This window comes from Actinomadura barringtoniae (genome assembly GCF_017573505.1).
In the GTDB taxonomy this organism is placed as follows: domain Bacteria; phylum Actinomycetota; class Actinomycetes; order Streptosporangiales; family Streptosporangiaceae; genus Spirillospora; species Spirillospora barringtoniae.
The window spans coordinates 1-17627 of the sequence record NZ_JAGEOJ010000002.1; the positions used below are offsets into that span (position 1 = coordinate 1).

General features: G+C 71.2%; 13 protein-coding genes and 1 pseudogene. 9 read left to right on the top strand and 5 right to left on the bottom strand.

Features of this window, described 5'->3' with window-relative positions:
* Both J4573_RS03915 and J4573_RS03920 read left to right on the top strand, forming a co-directional pair.
* Positions 1-246: pseudogene (locus J4573_RS03915) on the top strand (lipoyl synthase); the annotation flags it as partial.
* Positions 247-307: 61 nt separating this feature from the next.
* Positions 308-1003 (top strand): DUF4191 domain-containing protein, encoded by a 696-nt coding sequence (locus J4573_RS03920; RefSeq protein WP_208253850.1) that lies wholly within the window; start codon positions 308-310, stop codon positions 1001-1003.
* Between the two features lie 76 nt (positions 1004-1079).
* Here the strand turns inward: J4573_RS03920 and J4573_RS03925 are convergent, their stop codons facing one another.
* Entirely contained in the window at positions 1080-1565 is a 486-nt protein-coding gene (locus J4573_RS03925; protein ID WP_208253851.1) for an RDD family protein, read from the bottom strand.
* A gap of 175 nt (positions 1566-1740) precedes the next feature.
* Between J4573_RS03925 and glnA the strand changes: the two genes are divergently transcribed.
* Positions 1741-3165 (top strand): type I glutamate--ammonia ligase, encoded by a 1425-nt coding sequence (gene glnA, locus J4573_RS03930; RefSeq protein ID WP_208253852.1) that lies wholly within the window; start codon positions 1741-1743, stop codon positions 3163-3165.
* 134 nt (positions 3166-3299) lie between these two features.
* Here glnA and J4573_RS03935 read toward each other — a convergent pair whose 3' ends face one another.
* Together J4573_RS03935 and J4573_RS03940 are read right to left on the bottom strand one after the other, a co-directional pair.
* Entirely contained in the window at positions 3300-3689 is a 390-nt protein-coding gene (locus J4573_RS03935; protein ID WP_208253853.1) for a hypothetical protein, read from the bottom strand.
* Entirely contained in the window at positions 3686-5074 is a 1389-nt protein-coding gene (locus tag J4573_RS03940; RefSeq protein WP_208253854.1) for a C39 family peptidase, read from the bottom strand. Before J4573_RS03940 ends, J4573_RS03935 begins: the two co-directional genes overlap by 4 nt.
* Before the next feature lie 135 nt (positions 5075-5209).
* On the opposite strand from J4573_RS03940, the gene J4573_RS03945 reads away from it, so the two are divergent.
* Both J4573_RS03945 and J4573_RS03950 read left to right on the top strand, forming a co-directional pair.
* The gene (locus J4573_RS03945; RefSeq protein ID WP_208253855.1) at positions 5210-7354 is read left to right on the top strand and encodes a DEAD/DEAH box helicase; all 2145 of its coding nucleotides are present in this window, start codon (positions 5210-5212) and stop codon (positions 7352-7354) included.
* Positions 7355-7442: 88 nt separating this feature from the next.
* Entirely contained in the window at positions 7443-7844 is a 402-nt protein-coding gene (locus tag J4573_RS03950) for an OsmC family protein (RefSeq protein ID WP_208253856.1), read from the top strand.
* Between the two features lie 8 nt (positions 7845-7852).
* Here J4573_RS03950 and J4573_RS03955 read toward each other — a convergent pair whose 3' ends face one another.
* A complete protein-coding gene (locus J4573_RS03955; protein WP_208253857.1) occupies positions 7853-9391 on the bottom strand; it encodes an alpha/beta hydrolase in 1539 nt (512 codons plus the stop codon).
* 257 nt (positions 9392-9648) lie between these two features.
* On the opposite strand from J4573_RS03955, the gene J4573_RS03960 reads away from it, so the two are divergent.
* Positions 9649-10557 carry a phosphatase PAP2 family protein gene (locus J4573_RS03960; protein ID WP_243772465.1) on the top strand — a complete coding sequence of 303 codons (909 nt, stop codon included), beginning with the start codon at positions 9649-9651 and terminating at the stop codon, positions 10555-10557.
* 13 nt (positions 10558-10570) lie between these two features.
* Complete coding sequence (locus J4573_RS03965) at positions 10571-11371, top strand: phosphatase PAP2 family protein (RefSeq protein WP_208253858.1); 801 nt, start codon at positions 10571-10573, stop codon at positions 11369-11371.
* 69 nt (positions 11372-11440) lie between these two features.
* Here J4573_RS03965 and J4573_RS03970 read toward each other — a convergent pair whose 3' ends face one another.
* The gene (locus J4573_RS03970) at positions 11441-14575 is read right to left on the bottom strand and encodes a bifunctional [glutamine synthetase] adenylyltransferase/[glutamine synthetase]-adenylyl-L-tyrosine phosphorylase (protein ID WP_208253859.1); all 3135 of its coding nucleotides are present in this window, start codon (positions 14573-14575) and stop codon (positions 11441-11443) included.
* A gap of 225 nt (positions 14576-14800) precedes the next feature.
* Here J4573_RS03970 and J4573_RS03975 point away from each other — a divergent pair, with 225 nt between their 5' ends.
* Positions 14801-16168, top strand: a complete 1368-nt coding sequence (locus J4573_RS03975; protein ID WP_208253860.1) for an FG-GAP repeat domain-containing protein — start codon at positions 14801-14803, stop codon at positions 16166-16168.
* Positions 16169-16188: 20 nt separating this feature from the next.
* Positions 16189-17613 (top strand): FG-GAP-like repeat-containing protein, encoded by a 1425-nt coding sequence (locus J4573_RS03980; protein WP_208253861.1) that lies wholly within the window; start codon positions 16189-16191, stop codon positions 17611-17613.
* Positions 17614-17627 lie beyond the last annotated feature (14 nt).

Genomic DNA, 17627 nt, shown 5'->3' on the forward strand with positions numbered 1-17627 from the left:
GTCACCCAGGCGCTCCGCGACCTGCACGAAGCCGGTTGCGAGCTGATCACCATCACCCAGTACCTGCGCCCGACCCCCCGCCACCACCCGGTGGAGCGCTGGGTCAAGCCGGAAGAGTTCGTGGAACTGTCCGGCGAAGCCGAGGAGATCGGCTTCGCCGGAGTGATGTCCGGACCGCTCGTACGGTCCAGCTACCGCGCCGGACGCCTCTACAAGCAGGCCGTCGAAGCACGCGGCAGTATTTAGCGCTTTCAACCCCCGGACCGGGCTGTCCTTCCGGGGGTTGGACACGACTATCCTTAGGGTTATGTCGAATAAGCCCACGGACGGGGCCCAGGAGCGTCCGGGCCGCATCAAGCAGATCCGCATGGTGGCCCAGGTGCTTCGCCAGGCGGACCCCAAGGCCCTCCCGATCGTGTTCGCCTCCGCGATCGGCACCCTGGTCGTCGTCATCCTGATCGGGCTGTTGATCGGCCAGTTGTGGTTCTTCATCCCGCTGGGGCTGCTCGCGGCCGTGGCGGTCGGCATGATCGTTTTTGGCCAGATGGCGCAGCGCGCGCAGTACAAGGTGATCGCCGGGCAGCCCGGCGCCGCCGCCGCGATCCTGAAGAACATGCGCGGCGGCTGGACGGTCACCGAGGCGGTGAGCGGCAACCGCAACCTCGACATGGTGCACCGCGCGGTCGGCCGCCCCGGCGTGATCCTGGTCTCCGAGGGCCCGCGCAGCCGCGTCGGCCAGTTGCTCGGCGCCGAGAAGAAGCGCATCTCCCGTGCCGCCCAGCAGGTGCCGATCTATGACGTCCAGGTCGGTGACGACGAGGGCCAGATCCCGGTGGACAAGCTCCAGCGCCACCTCATGAAGCTCCCTCGCAACCTCACCAAGGGCCAGGTCTCCGAGCTGAACGACCGGCTCCAGGCGCTGCCCCGCTCGATGCAGATGCCGAAGGGCCCGATGCCCAAGGGCGCCAAGATGCCCAAGGGCCCGAAGCCCAAGATGCGCTGAGCGTCGACACGTACATAAGAAAGAGGCGCGTCCCCCAGGATCGGGGACGCGCCTCTTTCTCTATGTATAGAAGGTGTCAGATCGCGACGACGACGGTGTTGGCCGCGCGGTCGTGCATGCCGCGGTAGTCGCGGTCCCAGATCATGGCGGGCACCACGAGCAGCACCAGAACGGCGCGGGCCAGTGCCCAGACGGGGCCGACCGGCTTGCCGTCCAGCCGTACGACCCGGATGCCGCAGATCCGCTTGCCGAGGGTGATGCCGATCAGGCCGGTCGCGATCCACGTGTAAAGCCCGAAGATGACCAGCGTCCAGAGGCTGCGCTGCTGCGGCGACCAGTCGAACGCGCGCGTCAGGAAACTGGCGACCAGCAGGGACAGGCCCCAGTCGATGAACAGGGCGAGCAGCCGGCGCCCGTAACCGGCGATGGAGCCGCTGCCCTTCTCGGGCAGTCCGAGCCGTTCACCCGGATAGCCCAGATCGGCGCCCGCAGCGCGCGCGCCGCCCAGCCAGCTCTGCGTCCACCGGGGGCCCGCAGGCTGCTCCTTCTTACCGCCGCTCATGGCTCATACGCTATCCGGTTGCGGGTAGGAGTCGGACTCGGGGCGTGGCGAGCCCCGCACGGTGTGGTGACCTGCTCCACACTGTGATGCGTAACACAGCCGAAACATACGGGACATGGCCGGGAAACGGCCCGGTCCTAGCGTCGGAAGCCAAAAAGCGCCCCAAGGAGGCTGGATGTTCAGCAGCGCCGATGAGGTCCTGAGCTTCATCAGGAACGAAGGTGTGCGATTCGTCGACTGTCGGTTCGTGGACCTCCCAGGGAAGATGCAGCACTTCACCTTCCCCGTGGAGAGCTTCGGCGAGAGCGTCTTCACCGAGGGGCTCATGTTCGACGGGTCGTCGGTCCGCGGGTTCCAGGAGATCCACGAGTCCGACATGCTCCTGCTCCCCGACCCGGCCACCGCGGTGGTCGACCAGTTCCGTCAGCACAAGACGCTGAACATGAACTTCTTCGTCCACGACCCGCTGACGGGCGAGCCCTACAGCCGCGACCCGCGCAACGTCGCCAAGAAGGCCCAGGACTACCTGCGCGGCACCAACATCGCCGACACCTGCTACTTCGGCCCCGAGGCCGAGTTCTACATCTTCGACGACGTCCGGTTCGAGACCAAGTCGCAGGCGGGCTACTACTACCTCGACTCGATCGAGGGCGCGTGGAACACCGGCCGCGAGGAGCCGGGCGGCAACCTCGGCGCCAAGCCCCCCTACAAGGGCGGCTACTTCCCCGTACCACCGATGGACCACTACACCGACCTGCGGTCGGAGATGGTCGCGCAGCTGCTCGAGTCCGGCATCACGGTCGAGATGCAGCACCACGAGGTCGGCACGGCGGGCCAGGCGGAGATCGACTTCCGCTTCGACACGCTGCTGAAGACCGCCGACAACCTGATGCTCTACAAGTACATCGTCAAGAACGTCGCGCGCGCCGCGGGCAAGACGGTGACGTTCATGCCGAAGCCCATCTTCGGCGACAACGGCTCGGGCATGCACTGCCACCAGTCGCTGTGGAAGGACGGTTCGCCGCTCTTCTACGACGAGGTCGGCTACGCGGGCCTGTCGGACAACGCCCGCTACTACATCGGCGGCCTGCTGAAGCACGCGCCGTCGCTGCTGGCGTTCACCAACCCGACCGTCAACTCCTACCACCGCCTGGTCCCCGGCTACGAGGCCCCGGTCAACCTGGTCTACTCCCAGCGCAACCGCTCGGCGTGCATCCGCGTGCCGATCACGGGCTCCAACCCCAAGGCCAAGCGCATCGAGTTCCGCGTGCCGGACCCGTCCTGCAACCCCTACCTCGCCTTCTCGGCGATGCTGATGGCGGGCCTGGACGGCATCAAGAACAAGATCGAGCCCGCCGAGCCGGTCGACAAGGACCTCTACGAGCTCCCGCCGGAGGAGGCCCGCGCGATCCCGCAGGTCCCCGGCTCGCTCGAGGCGGTCCTGGAGTCCCTGGAGAACGACCACGACTTCCTGCTGGAGGGCGGCGTCTTCACCCCGGACCTGATCGAGACCTGGATCAGCATGAAGCGCGAGTTCGAGATCGACCCGATCCGCCTCCGCCCGCACCCGCACGAGTTCGAGCTCTACTACGACATCTAGTCCGCGGAGCAAGGCCCACGGCGCCCCGTCACCCTCCGGTGACGGGGCGCCTCCCGTTTCGGGCGGCCCCGTTCTCGATGGCGCCGTTTCGGGTGGCCCCGTTCTCGGTGGCGCCGTTTCGGGTGGACGCCGTTTCAGGTGACTCTCATCGAGTCCTGGACGCGGCCGAGGTGGCGTGTGGCGCGCCGGATACCCGGCACGCCGACGACGGCGGCCACGACGCCGAACGCGAGCATGTACGGCGCCTGCTCGGTCTGCTCGTCGCGCTCCCGTTCGAGGTCGTCACGCGTACGGGGCCCGTTGCCGGTGAGGCACATGTACGGGCTGTCCTCGGGCATCGCCTTGCCGCCGCACGTGACCGGCCGCCCCGCCTCGTACAGGTCCTGGACCCCAACAAAGATCATGACCGCGGCGGCCCCGATCAGCAGCAGGAAGACCGGCCAGAGCAGCAGCGCCGCGACCGCCCTCGGCCGGCCGCCCGGCGGCGGGGGCGGCCGGGTCCAGCCGGACGCGCCGGAGGTCACGGGCGAATGCCGACCGCTTCGAGTGCGCGGCGCTGGGCGTGGGTGAGACGGGTCGGGAAGTAGAGGTAGCAGACGCCGCCGGTGCCACTGCCGGTCGTGCCGTCGGCCTTCTTGCGCTTGGTGCGCAGCCAGATGTTCTCCCACTGGCGGCGCTTGTAGACGTGGCGTACGGCGTCGTCGCTCGGTGAGGCCGGGTCGTTGGCGATGATGTCGCCGTCCTTGGTGAACCCGATGACGGTCATCAGGTGGCCGGACGTGCCGTAGCCGGCGCCGTCCAGCTCCGACTCCAGGAACGACTGCGAGGTGATGAGCGGGATTCCGGCGCGGACCAGGGTCTCGGCGTCCGACAGCGAGCCGAGCCGGGTGATGACGCCCTGCATCTCGTGGTAGGTGGCGGCGTAGGCGGCGTTGAACGGCCAGTTGCCGCAGCCCTCGTACTGGTAGTCGTAGGTGAAGCGGGCGGCGTGGCAGACCTGCGGGTCGGCGTAGTCGGGGTTGACCCAGGCCAGGTCCTTCTTCGTCGGCTTGCGGCCCCAGTACTCGATGATCATCTGGGACGAGGTGGGGCTGCACCAGGCCTCTCCCCCGTTGTCGTACTCGGGGTACTGGCCGTGGTGGATCGACTGGGAGTAGCGCGGCACCTTGAGCTCGTGGCCGCTGGCGACGCCGGGCTTGGACGCGGGGACCTCGAAGCGGTCGGGGATGTCGGAGCCCATCGCGCCGAGGCGCCAGACCGTCGGCCCGGCATGGCTGCCCGGCTTGCGGTAGAGGGTCAGGCGCAGCCGGTACGAGACCAGGCGCAGGCCGCTGGCCGGCGTGTCGATGGAGAACGTGTCGGTCCAGATGCTGCTCTTGCCGTCGGTCTGGTCGTCCACGGAGGTGCGCCGGATGTCGCCGTCGCCGGCGGCCCACCGGCCCATGACGTACCACGGCGTCTGGGTCGCGTCGCTGTAGGTGCCGCGCAGCTCGATCTGGATCCACGTCCCGGCGGGGACGTCGGCGTTCCACGACGCGATGGCCTCGGTGGAGGGCACGCGGAGCTTGTGCGTCGGCGAGGTCCAGGTGGCGTACTCCCAGGTGGACGTCTTGCCGGTGTGCGGGTCCTTGTAGTCGAACGTGCCGAGCGGGCGCTTGATGGTGACGCCCGCGCGGTGCCCGGACGCGGGCCTGGTCCCCTCACCGTGGCCGTGCGCCCAGTCGGCGTGGCTGAGCCAGGTGTGGTCGTCCACGAGGGGCTTGGCCTTTCCGGCGCCCGGAGCGAAGGGTGACGTGGGCGAGGCGGGTGACGTGGGTGATGCGGCGGCGGCCCGGACGGGCAGTGCGGAGCCTGCCACGACGGCGAGTCCGGTGGTCAGCACGGTGCGCCGAGATACAGAGTCGGTCATGGGAGCCCCCTAGTCGGATGCGCGGCGATCAACAGTGTCCGCTCTGATCGGCACGGCGACAAGACAATCGGTGGGTCTGTCGGGGGCCGGTGGCATCATGTGCTGCGGCGAGTCGTACGGGAGGAAGCGGGCGCGATGGCGCGGGGGGAGCCGAAGGAGCTGCTGCGGCGCGGGCATGGCCTGCGCGACGCGGCGCGTACGCTGCTGGGCGATCACCGGCGCACGGTGGCCGGGGTGCAGGAGGCGCTGGCGCCGCTGCGCAAGCGGGCCGCGCGGGAGCAGCTGGCGACGATCCCGGTGGCGCGGATCAAGGACGTGACCGGCGGGCGGCTGCGGCTGTCGGTGCTGGAGGGCGCCGAGCTGGACACCGTTCAGCAGATCCTCGACACCACGCCGTACGAGCTGCAGACCCTGCCCGGCGTCGGCCCGCAGACCGCCAACCAGGTGCACGCGGCGGCGCGGCAGATCGCCGAGGCGGCGGAACGGGCCGCGACCATCCGGATCGACCCCGACCGGCGCGACACGGCGGCCGCGGAGCTGGTGCGGGCGCTGCACGTGCTGGTGAACGCGGGGCCCGACCTGCCGAGAGCGCGCGAGGCCGCGACCGAAGCCGACGAACGGCTGAGCCCGCTGCTGGCCGACGCGCGGCCGGCGATCGGCTGGCGCCGCTGGTTCACGAGCCGCACCCGGCGCGAGCAGGCGCAGGCGGCACTCGGCGAACTCGCCGAGGCGCTGCGGGAGGAAGAGGCGCGCGGCACGCCGGAGCTGATCCCGCAGGCGTCGGTCGACCTGCTGCGCCCGCGCGTGTCGGCGGACGCGGCGTGGATCGACTTCGAGCTGCGCGCCTCGGACTACTACGCGCTGCTCGCCGAGCTGGCCGCGCTCGACCCCGAACGCGACGGCGCCGAGGGGTATCTGCCCGACGAGATCTCGCGGCGGGTCAGGGAGCAGCCGCTGGACGAGACCCATCTGCGGGTGTCGCTGCGCGGCTACCAGTCGTTCGGCGCCCGGTTCGCGCTGGCGCAGGAACGCGCGATCCTCGGGGACGAGATGGGGCTCGGTAAGACCGTGCAGGCGATCGCGGCCATGGCCCACCTGGCGGCGGAGGGCGCGACGCACTTCCTGGTGGCGTGCCCGGCGAGCGTCCTCATCAACTGGATGCGCGAAATCGACGCGCGCAGCGCGCTGTCCTCGCATCCCGTGCACGGGTCCGACCGCGCCAAGGCGCTCAAGGAGTGGGCGTTCGAGGGCGGCGTCGCGGTGACGACGCTGGACGTTCTCCACACGCTGGAGGCGCCGGAGGGCGTCACGGTCGCGATGCTCGTCGTGGACGAGGCCCACTACGTGAAGAACCACGAGACCCGCCGGGCCCGAGCGGTCGCGGCGTGGTGTGCGCGGACGCAGCGGGTGCTCTTCCTGACCGGCACGCCGATGGAGAACCGCGTGGACGAGTTCCGCAACCTGGTCGCCCATCTGCGGCCCGAGCTCGTTCCGGCGATCCGGCGCAGCGACGCGGCGATGGGGCCGCGCGCGTTCCGGAGCGCGGTGGCGCCCGCCTACCTGCGGCGCAACCAGCAGGACGTGCTGGTGGAGCTGCCCGAGGTCGTGCACGTGGACGAGTGGGAGGAGTTCAGCCGGGCGGACGCGGCGGCCTACCGGCAGGCGGTCGCCTCGGGCAACTTCATGGCGATGCGCAGCGCCGCCTACGCCGATCCCCGGCGTTCCAGCAAGCTCAAGCGCGTGGTGGAGCTGATCGACGAGGCGGCGGCGAACGAGCTCAAGGTCGTGGTGTTCTCCTATTTCCGCGGCGTCCTGGCGGCGGTGCAGTCGGCGCTGGGTGAACGGGCGCTCGGCCCGATCTCCGGCGACGTCCCGCCGCCGCGCCGCCAGCAGCTGGTCGACGACTTCACCGCCGAGCCGGGGCACGCCGTCCTCCTCGCGCAGATCCAGGCGGGCGGCACCGGCCTCAACCTCCAGGCCGCCTCGGTCGTCATCATCTGCGAGCCGCAGGTCAAGCCGACGCTGGAGACCCAGGCGATCGCGCGGGCGCACCGCATGGGCCAGGTCCGCACCGTTCAGGTGCACCGCATCCTCACCACCGACAGCGTCGACCAGCGCATGCTGGACCTGCTGCGCGGCAAGGACGCCCTCTTCGACGCCTACGCCCGCCGCAGCGACGTCGCCGAGGCAGCGCCCGAGGCCGTCGACATCTCCGAACGCGAGCTCGCCCGCCAGCTCGTCGAGCAGGAACAACTGCGGCTGGAGACGGCCACAGGCTGACCGCGGCCGCCGCGAAGGCCCCCGGGGAAGATGTGGGGTGATCATCGTGTTTCGATGGAGCCACATCGGACGATCAAAGGGGACCACGATGGCGAACGTGCGGGTCGAGCGCACCGAGGACGGCTTCCAGGCGACCAACGACCGCGGCGCCCAGGTCGCGATCGGCGACGGCGACACGCCCGGGGGGTTCACGCCGGTCGAGTTGCTGCTGGCGGCGCTGGGCGGCTGCGAGCTGGTCACCGTGGAGCCGCTGACCGCCCAGCGCGGCCACCGGATGGTCCGGCTGGCGGCCACCGTCGAGGCCGAGAAGATCGCCACCAGCAAGCTGGGCACGATCACGATCACCTACGACGTCGAGCTCCCCGAGGGCGACGACAAGGCCGCCGACGTGCTCACCAAGGTCGCCCACCGTGTCCACGACAGCTACTGCACCGTCGGCAACGCCCTCAGGGAGCCCATGAAGGTCGACCAGGTCGTCCCGGTCGACTGAGACGCCGCCTAGGGGCAGGTCGATCCGTTCTGCGGGACCTTGCCGTCCAGGAGGTAGGCGTTGACGTTCTTCTGTACGCACGGGTCGCCGGTGTCGTAGGCGCCGTGGCCCTCCCCCTTGAGGGTGAGGAGCGAGGCGTCGCCGCCGAGCTCGCGGGTGAGGGCGGGCGCCCAGGCGTACGGCGTCGCCGGGTCGCCGGTGTTGCCGACGACCACGATCGGCGCCGCGTCCGGGGCGCTGACCTCCTTGGCGGCGTCGTCGCCCTTGACCGGCCAGTTCGTGCACTGCAGCAGGCTCCACGCCATGGACTGCCCGAAGACCGACGAGGCGTTCTGGAAGCGCGGCAGGTTCTTCTTGACGTCGTCCACGGTGTAGCGGTCGGTGGTGTCGGCGCAGCTGATGGCCGTGTTGGCGGCGATCAGGTTGTTGTAGCGGCCGTTCTCGCTACGCCCCTGCTGCAGGTCGGCCAGCGCGAGCAGGGTGGTGCCCTCGCCGCCCTCGACCGCCTCGTCCAGGCCCTGCGCCAGAACGGGCCACAGCTGCTTGGAGTACAGGGCAGCCGACACGCCGGTGAGGCCGAGGCTCTGGGTGAGCTCGCGGCCGCCGCTCTGGGTCGGCAGTGGATGGGCGTCCAGGTCGTTCAGGAGCTTGCCGACCGCACCCACCACCGCGCCCGAGTCGGTGCCGAGCGGGCAGGACTGCGGGCCGAGCTTGGCGCAGGCCGTGCCGAAGTTGCCCAGGGCGCGCTGGAACGCGGCGGCCTGCTGGAGATCCAGGTCGATCGCGTCGATCTTGGTGTCCACGGCGCCATCGAGCACGGCCCGCCCCACGTTCTTCGGGAGCTGGTGGGCGTAGTTGCCGCCCAGCCAAGTGCCGTAGGAGATCCCGAAGTAGTGCAGCTGCTTGTCGCCGAGGGCACCGCGGATCACGTCCATGTCGCGGGCCGCGCTCAGCGTGCCGACGTAGGGCAGGACCTTGCCCGACTTGGTCTGGCAGGCCTGGTCGTAGGTCTTCTGCTCGTCGGTGTAGGCCTGCTCCTCGGCCGCGTCGTCCGGCGAGGAGTCCATGGCCGACAGCTCGTCCATCTGCTTGTCGTCGACGCAGGTCACCGGGTCGCTGCGGCCGACCCCGCGCGGGTCGAAGCTCACCAGGTCGTAGCGGGTGCCGAGCGCCTTGTAGCCGTTGGCGGCCTGGGCGAACGTCTCCACGCCCGACCCGCCGGGCCCGCCGAAGTTGAACACCAGCGAGCCGATGCGCCGGCCCGGCTCGGTGGCCCTGGTACGGATCAGCGCGAGGGAGATCGCCTCCCCCTGGGGCTTGGAGTAGTCGAGGGGAACCCTGACACTCCCGCAGTCGAACCCTGAGGCGGGCGCGGGTTGCCCCGGTTGAGGCGACGGAAGGCCCTTGCACGGTCCCCAGGCCACGTGCTGTGACGTGATCGTCGTGGGCAGTGACACCATCCGGGCCTCGTGCGCGCCCGACGCGCCGCACCCGGCGAGACCGAATCCGGCCATGACCAGGCCAGTTGCCGCCCTCGTGACCGCCATTGGCACTGCCTGTGCCATTTGTCCCCTCCGTTCATCTCGAGGGGGGCGGTGCTGACCTACCCATCGGCTTCTATGCTGACTCCCCTGATCGATCTCCCTGTTCTCTCCCGATCGATCTCCCGTTCTCTCACCCCTGAGGGGTTGCCCTCACCCAAAAGGTCCGGGTGGCGCATGAGGGTCGTACTACTCAAGTCTGAGACGAAGACCATTCGTCGCGGTGATCTCAAAGAGGTGGCCGCACGGCAAAGATAGGTAGCATGGCCCAAATCGCCCCAGCAGCCCCCCGTGGCCAGACCCAGGAGGCCGCATCCGCCCCGAGGCGGCAAGCCGCACGCCTGCCGAAGCGGCTGACCGCGCCGCCGGTGTGGCGTGAGCTCCTGTTGATCGCGCTCTTCTACTCCGCCTATACGTTGACGCGCATCGTGCTGGTTCAGGACGGGACGGGGCCGGCGTTCCGGCACGCGGACTCGATCCTCGGCCTGGAGCGGTTCCTGGGGATCGACGTCGAGCTGCCGATGAACCAGTGGCTCCTGCAGGAGCCCTGGCTGGCCAAGGCGGCCAACGCCTTCTACGCCACCGCGCACTTCGCGGTGACGCTGGGTGTGGTGATCTGGGTCTACCGATATCGCCCACAGGCCTACCGCTGGGCCCGTACGGGGATCATGGCGGCGACCGGCGTGGCCCTGCTGGGGTTCTGGCTCTACCCGCTGGCCCCGCCGCGCTTCTTGCCGAGCTACGGCTTCGTCGACCCGGTGACGGCGCTGCACTCGTTCGGGCTGTACGCCAGCGACGCCTCCGGGAGCCTCACCAACCAGTACGCGGCGATGCCCTCGATGCACGCCGGCTGGGCGCTGTGGTGCGGGTTCCTGCTGGTCAAGCTCACCACGCAGCGCTGGGCCAAGCTGCTGGGCGTGATCTACCCCGCGACCACGGTGTTCGTGATCCTGTCGACCGCCAACCACTACCTGATGGACGCGGTGGCCGGGGTCGCGGTGATCAGCGCGGCGATGGGGCTGTCCTACATCCTGTATTACCGCTGCCCGGAAAGGGCGGCGCGGCTGTGGAGGCGGTTCACGTCCCCGCTGGTCCAGGTGTTCTACCGGGCCCTGGCGGCCGTACGCGGCGATTCGGGGGCTCCCGGTGCTGCACGCAAATCCAGCATTTGAGATCCTATAGCTCATGGCCAGGCCAGCCGGGGTGTCTCAGACCGGCGATCAGCCGGCCCGGGAAGGCCAGGAGGCCCCAGCCCGGGCCAAGGCCGTGCGGCCTCGCCTCTGGCCGGAGCTGCTGCTGATCGTGGTCGTCTACCTGGCGTACGAGATGGTCCGCAACCTCGTGCCCGCCGACCACGCGACCGCCGCGCACCGCGCCTACGAGATCCTGAACCTCGAGTACTCGCTGAACATCGACGTCGAGTACACGCTCAACCGGATCTTCACCGCGCACACCTGGCTGGTGCTGCCCGCCAACTACTTCTACTCGACGATGCACTTCATCATGACCGTCGGCGTCATGGTGTGGCTCTACTGGCGCCATCCGGACCGTTATCCGTTCTACCGGTCGCTGCTGTTCTTCACGACCCTGGTGGGCCTGGCGGGCTTCTGGCTCTTCCCGCTGGCGCCGCCGCGGATGCTGCCCGGCTTCACCGACACGGTGATCAGCTTCGGCACGTGGGGGATCTACGACTCGGGCCCGACGGGATCGGTCTCCAACCAGTACGCGGCGATGCCCTCGATGCACACGGCCTGGTCGCTCTGGTGCGCCGCCGCGATCATCGACATCACCCGGCGCCGCTGGGCGGTCGTGCTGGCGGCCCTCTACCCGGCCACCACCATCCTGGTGATCATGGGTACGGCCAACCACTACATCCTGGACGCGATCGGCGGCGCCGTCGCGCTGGCCCTCGGCTGGGCCCTCAGCCGCGGCGCCTTCCGCGCCGCCGCCCTCGCCGTCCAGCCCCGCGGCCACCCCCTGCCCTGACCACTCGCCGATCTTGCTCTGAGCGCCCTCAAACCCGTCGTCAAGGGCGCTCAGAGCAAGATCGGCGCGTTAGTCGGCGCCGTAGAAGACTCGTTCGACCACGGCTCTGGCGCGTCTGGCGTGGCGGCGGTAGTCCTCCAGCAGGTCGCCGGTGCCCGGGTAGCCCAGCAGGAGGGTGACGGCACTGCGTTCCTTGTGGTGGTCGGTCGGGAGCAGGTCGGAGGCGCGGCCCCGCACCAGCATGATCGAACCGCGGATCCGGGTGGCCAGCTCCCAGGCCTCCGACAGCACGGCGGCGTCGTCCCGGTCCAGCAGCCCCTCCCCCGCCGCGGCCTCCAGCGTGGCCAGGGTCCGGGTGGTGCGCAGCGCCGGGACGTCGTTGGCGTGCCGGAGCTGGATCAGCTGGGCGACCCACTCCACGTCCGACAGCCCGCCCGGGCCGAGCTTGGTGTGCAGGCGCCGTTCCACGCCGCGCGGCAGCCGTTCGGACTCCATCCGCGCCTTGATCCGCCGGATCTCCCGTACGGCGGTCTCGTCGACGCCGCCCTCGGGCCAGCGGACCGGGTCGATGAGGGCCCGGAACCGTTCGCGCAGCTCGGGGTCCCCGATGATCGGGTCGGCGCGGAGCAGCGCCTGGCTCTCCCAGGGCTCGGACCAGCGCGCGTAGTAGGCGGCGTACGAGGCCAGGGTGCGGACCAGCGGGCCCTGGCGTCCCTCGGGCCGCAGGTTCGGGTCGATCTCCAGGGCGGGGTCGGGCGCGGGCAGCGACAGCAGCCTGCGCAGCTCCTCGGCGACGGCGTGGGCCGCGCGGCTCGCCTCACCCTCGTCGGCGCCCGGGAGCGGGTCGTGCACGAACATCACGTCGGCGTCGCTGCCGTAGCCGAGCTCGTGCCCGCCGAACCGGCCCATCGCGACCACGGCCATCCGGGTCGGCACCGCCTCGCCCCGGGCGTTGCCCACCTTGGTCATCGCGACCCGCAGCGCCGCCTCGATCGTGACCGTGGTGATGTCGGTGAGCGCCTCGCCGACGGCCCGTACGTCCACCAGGCCGAGCAGGTCGGCGACCGCCACCCGGAACAGCTCGCGGCGCCGTAGCCCGCGCACCGCCGCGACCGCGTCCTCGGCGGCCTTGCCGCCGTTCTCCTTGGCCGCGCCTTCCCCGGCGGGCGGTTCCTTGGGGGTCCCGTCGCCGCGGCGCCCGACGGCGGCCATGGCCTCGGTACGGAGCGTCTCGTACGAGCGGGGCTTCAGCGCGCCGTCGTCGGCTCCGCCGCGGACCCGGCCCGTTCCGGCGTCCACCGGGCCGCCGAGCATGGCCACCGCGTCGGGGGCCCGCAGCAGCAGGTCGGTCGCGTAGCGGCTGGAGCCGAGCACCCAGGCCATCCGTTCGGCCACCGTGACGTTGTCGCGCAGCAGCCGCAGGTACCAGGGGGTGGTGCCGAGGGCGTCGCTGACCTGGCGGAAGCCGAGCAGGCCCGCGTCGGGGTCGGGCGCGTCGGCGAACCAGCCGAGCATCACCGGCAGCAGGGTCCGCTGGATGGCGGCACGCCGGGAGACGCCGCTGGACAGGGCCTCGATGTGGCGCAGGGCGCCCGCCGGGTCGTTGTAGCCGAGCGCCACCAGCCGGGCCCGCGCGGCCTCGGGCGTGAGCCGCGCCTCCTCCCCTGGCAGCCGGGCCACGGCCCGCAGCAGCGGCCGGTAGAACAGCTTCTCGTGGATCCGCCGGACCTCACGGGCGTGCCGGCGCCACTGCGCGGTGAACTCGCGGACCGGGTCGGCGCGCAGGCCGAGGGCCCGGCTCAGGCGGCGCAGGTCCTCGGGGTCCTCGGGCACCAGGTGGGTGCGGCGCAGCCGGTGGAGCTGGATGAGGTGCTCCACGCGGCGCAGGAACTGGTACGCCGAGGAGAGCGTGGCGGCGTCGTCGCGGCCGACGTACCCGCCGTGCGACAGGGATTCCAGCGCCTCCAGCGTGTTGGCGCTGCGCAGCGTGGCGTCCGCGCGACCGTGCACGAGCTGGAGCAGCTGAACGGCGAACTCGACGTCGCGCAGCCCGCCCGGGCCCAGCTTGAGCTGGCGTTCGGCGTCGTCGCCGCGCTGGTTGAGGTGGGCCTCGACCCGCCGCCGCATCGCCTGAACGTCCTCGACGAAGCTCTCGCCTGCGGCGGCCTGCCACACGATGGGGGCGATCGCCTCGACGTAGCGGGCGCCGAGACCTGAGTCCCCGGCGACCGGCCGGGCCTTCAGCAGGGCCTGGAACTCCCAGGTCTTGGCCCAGCGCTCGTAGTAGGCGCGGTGGCTGGCCAGGGTCCGTACGAGCGGCCCGGCCTTGCCTTCCGGGCGCAGCGCCGCGTCCACCTCCCACAGCGCGCCCTCGACCGTGCTGGCCGAGCAGGCGCGCATGACGCCGGAGGCGAGCCGGGTGGCGGCCCGCAGGGCGGTGTCCTCCGGCTGCCCCTCCTTGGCCTCCGCCACGAAGATCACGTCGACGTCGCTGACGTAGTTGAGCTCACGGCCGCCGCATTTGCCCATCCCGATGACGGCGAGGCGGCAGGTGGCGTGCTCGGGCACCTCGGCGCGGGCCACGGCGAGCCCGGCCTCCAGCGCGGCGGCGGCCAGGTCGGCGAGCTCGGCGGCGACCTGGCCGACGCCGGCCGCGCCCGTCAGGTCGCGTCCGGCCAGCCTCAGCAGGTGCCGCCGGTATTCGGCGCGCATCTCGACCAGGGTGTCGGGCGAGGCGTCGGTCGCGACCGGCTCGGGGCGGCCCGGATCGGCCCCGACCGCGCGGAGCAGGTCGTTCCGTACGGTCGCGGCGGACGGCGCTTGGAGCGCTCCATCGCCGCGCAGGACCCGCCAGTGCCCGGGGTGGCGGGAAAGATGATCACCAAGGGCGGCACTGACCCCGAGGACCGCCAGCAGGCGCGCCTGGGTCTCCGGCTCCTTGTCCAGGGCCGTACGCAGGTCGGCGGCCTGATCATCGCTTTCGGCGGCCGCGAGGAGCCGCAGGAGGCCGCTCAGGGCCAGGTCGGGGTCGGGCGTGGCGCCGAGCGCCGCCAGCAGGCCGTCGCCGATCCGTTCGCCGGGGTCCTCCTCGACGAGCATCCGCTCGGCCCGGCCGGCGTCGGTGAAGCCCAGCCTCGCCAGGCGTCCGGCCAGTGTGGGACGGCGGTCGGGAGACCCGCGATCAGGAGTCCACGGCTCTGTCACGCCTCCACCGTAATCGGGCCGCCCCGCCAGGGAAGGCGAAGGCCACAGCCGGAAGATCTCGATTGCGTAGAGACCGGCGGCCGCTTCGTCCGCGGCGTCCCATTGGCCCACTCACGACACGGAAACGTCACCGATCTCCGAAAACCACGGCGAACGACCGGTAAACCCTGAATGATCTTGGGGCGTCCTCCCTGCATCATCGATCTTCACTGGAGCTCCCCCTTCATGGCCATCAAGCATCTCCCCGTCATCGGCGCCGCGACCGGCCTCGCGGTCGCCCTCGGCACCGTCGCCGCCGTCGGCGCCACGGGCGATGACACCCAGAAGGCGGCGCCCGCCTCGGCTCCTTCGGCCGCGCTCGGCAAGGCCGCCAAGCCCGGCGACTTCAACGGCGACGGCCGCCCCGACACCGCCGGGACGACCCAGCCGGGGAACCCGGGCGGCCCGGACAAGCGCCCGGTCGGAATGATCAACGTGGTCTACACCGGCGCCAAGGGCCCGTCCCCGGTGGGACGGCAGGTCCTCACCCCCGCCGCGCTCGGCTTCCGCAAGCCCGAGGCCTACAGCGCGACCGCGCCGCTGTCGGCCGACTTCGACCGGGACGGCTACGCCGACCTGGTCGTGGCCGCGCGCGACGTCCCGAAGTCGAAGGTCGTCATCGTCTACGGCGGGCCGAAGGGCCTCACCGGGCGCAAGGTCGTCCTCACCACGCAGACCGTCGGCACCCAGTTCGAGGGCGACTCGATGGCCGTCGGTGACTTCAACGGCAACGGCAGGCCCGACATCGCCGTCCTCGGCAGCGGCCACACCTTCGTGACGTTCATGGACCCGGTCAAGCGCGCCGTCCGCGGCGTGACGACGACGGTGAAGGCCCCGAACAGCAAGGGCCTCTACCAGCTGCAGGCGGCCGACTTCAACGGCGACCACCGCGACGACCTCGTGCTCGTGGTGGCCAAGGACTCCGGCGACGGCGACGACATCCCGAACTGGGGTGAGCTGCGGCTCGGCTCCCCCAAGGGGCTGGGCCCGGGCAAGGTGTACGGCAAGAAGGGCCTCGGGTTCACCGCCGCGACCGGAGACGTCAACGGCGACGGCAAGGCCGACCTGGTCAACGAGGACCGCCCGGCCAACGTCCTCACCCGCAAGCTGGCCGTCCGCCTCGGGACCAAGACGGGCTTCGGCCCGGTCAAGACCATCACCCTGGGCAGGGACCTGGGCGGTCACATGTCCCTTGCCGACGTGAACGGCGACGGCAAGGCCGATCTGGCGACCGAGGTCCTGTCCAACGCCGTCGCCGTCCTCTTCGGCGCCAAGGGCGGCCTCACCACCAAGGGGATGCAGGCGCTGGGCCGCAAGACGCCCGGAGCCCCGAAGGGCGTGTTCGCCCGCGGCTACGTCCTCGCCGACCTCGACGGCGACCGGCTGGCCGATCTCACCGCGGGCGGCGTCCCGCCCGGTGACAGCGTCGGCACCCTCAACTTCTTCCGCGGCACCCGTTCCGGAATCACCATGCGCGGCGTCGTCACGCTGAACGGCAAGCAGCTCGACCTCGGCGCGTGGCAGATCCAGCTCGGCGCCGGCCTCATGGACTGACCCGGCTCCAAGGAGTGCTCGTGAACAAGCACATGGCCACCACGACCGCCGGAGCCGCCGCGGCCGTCGTCGCCCTCGGCGGCGTGGCCGTCCTGACCGTTCAGCAGAACAGCGCCGCCCAGCACGTCGCCCAGGCCGCCGCCACCAAGCGCAAGCCCGCGAGGCCCGGCGACTTCAACGGCGACGGGCGGGTGGACCTGGCGATCGCCGCGCCGGAGGCCACCGTCGCGGGCAAGGGCGACGCGGGCCTCGTCAGCGTCGTCTACGGCTCCCCCGCGGGCGCGGACCCCGCCCGGCACCAGCTGATCACGCAGGACTCCCCCGGTGTCCCCGGGGACGCGCGCTACCAGGCCGAGTTCGGCGCGTCCCTGGCCGGCGCCGACTTCGACCGCGACGGCTACGCCGACCTCGCCGTCGGCACCGGCCGCGCGGCCCGGTCGATCGTGATCGTGTACGGCGGGCCCCGCGGCCTGACCTCCCGCACCGTCACGCTGACGCCGCAGGGCCTGCGGTACCGCGTGCTGAAGCTGCAGGCCGGCGACTTCGACGGCAAGGACGGCCCGGACCTGGTCGCCTCTCAGGGCGGGTCGTTCTGGACGTTCGCCAACGTGCACGCCAAGGCCGTTCCCGGCGTCCGGACGGTCGTCCAGAAGGACGTCGACGAGGAGAACGGCGCGGTCGCCAACATCGTCGCCGCCGACTACAACGGCGACCACCGCACGGACCTGGTCGTGACCACCGGCATCCACAACGAGGGCTCGATCTCCAAGGCCCGCGCCGAACTGCGGCTCGGCACCCCGACCGGGCTGGGCGCGCCGAAGGTCTTCGCGCGCGGCTGGACCAGCGAGGGGTCGGGCTTCGGGGTCGGCAACGGCGCCGCGGCCGGGGACGTCAACGGGGACGGCCGGGCCGACCTGGTCGTCAACCGGGTCACCGGCGACACCAGGACCGTGGGCCTGGGCGTGTTCTTCGGGACCGGAACGGGGCTCGGCAAGCCGCAGAACGCCGTGCGGAGGACACCGGAGACCGCGACGGTGGCCGTCGGGGACGCCAACGGCGACCGGATGGCCGACGTGGCGCTCGGCGACGACCATGCCGCGGTCTCCCGGCACCCCATGGCCGGCAAGGTCACGGTGCTGAACGGAAGCAGGCGCGGCCTGGTCGCCAAGGGCGCGAAGGTCCTCACCCAGGATTCCAGGGGAGTCCCTGGCAACGCCGAGAACTACGACGCCTTCGGCTCCGCCCTGTCGTTCTATGACGCCAACGGCGACGGTAAGGCCGACCTCACCGTCGGCGTCCGCGGCGAGAACGAGACCGACGGCTGGATCTACGCCTTCCCCGGCTCGCGTGCGGGTATCACGGTGAGGGGCGTCCGGAACTTCGGCCCGCGATCCCTGGGCATCGCCAAGCTCAGCCCGGTGATCGGCGGCTACCTCCTGCCCTGAACCACACCGAAGCG

Coding starts and splice junctions, on each gene's coding strand:
- J4573_RS03955 (WP_208253857.1), bottom strand. CDS start 9,391: ATGGCGGTCACGAGGGCGGCAACTGGCCTGGTCATGGCCGGATTCGGT.
- J4573_RS03950 (WP_208253856.1), top strand. CDS start 7,443: ATGGCGAACGTGCGGGTCGAGCGCACCGAGGACGGCTTCCAGGCGACC.
- J4573_RS03925 (WP_208253851.1), bottom strand. CDS start 1,565: ATGAGCGGCGGTAAGAAGGAGCAGCCTGCGGGCCCCCGGTGGACGCAG.
- J4573_RS03965 (WP_208253858.1), top strand. CDS start 10,571: ATGGCCAGGCCAGCCGGGGTGTCTCAGACCGGCGATCAGCCGGCCCGG.
- J4573_RS03960 (WP_243772465.1), top strand. CDS start 9,649: ATGGCCCAAATCGCCCCAGCAGCCCCCCGTGGCCAGACCCAGGAGGCC.
- J4573_RS03940 (WP_208253854.1), bottom strand. CDS start 5,074: ATGACCGACTCTGTATCTCGGCGCACCGTGCTGACCACCGGACTCGCC.
- J4573_RS03920 (WP_208253850.1), top strand. CDS start 308: ATGTCGAATAAGCCCACGGACGGGGCCCAGGAGCGTCCGGGCCGCATC.
- J4573_RS03975 (WP_208253860.1), top strand. CDS start 14,801: ATGGCCATCAAGCATCTCCCCGTCATCGGCGCCGCGACCGGCCTCGCG.
- glnA (WP_208253852.1), top strand. CDS start 1,741: ATGTTCAGCAGCGCCGATGAGGTCCTGAGCTTCATCAGGAACGAAGGT.
- J4573_RS03945 (WP_208253855.1), top strand. CDS start 5,210: ATGGCGCGGGGGGAGCCGAAGGAGCTGCTGCGGCGCGGGCATGGCCTG.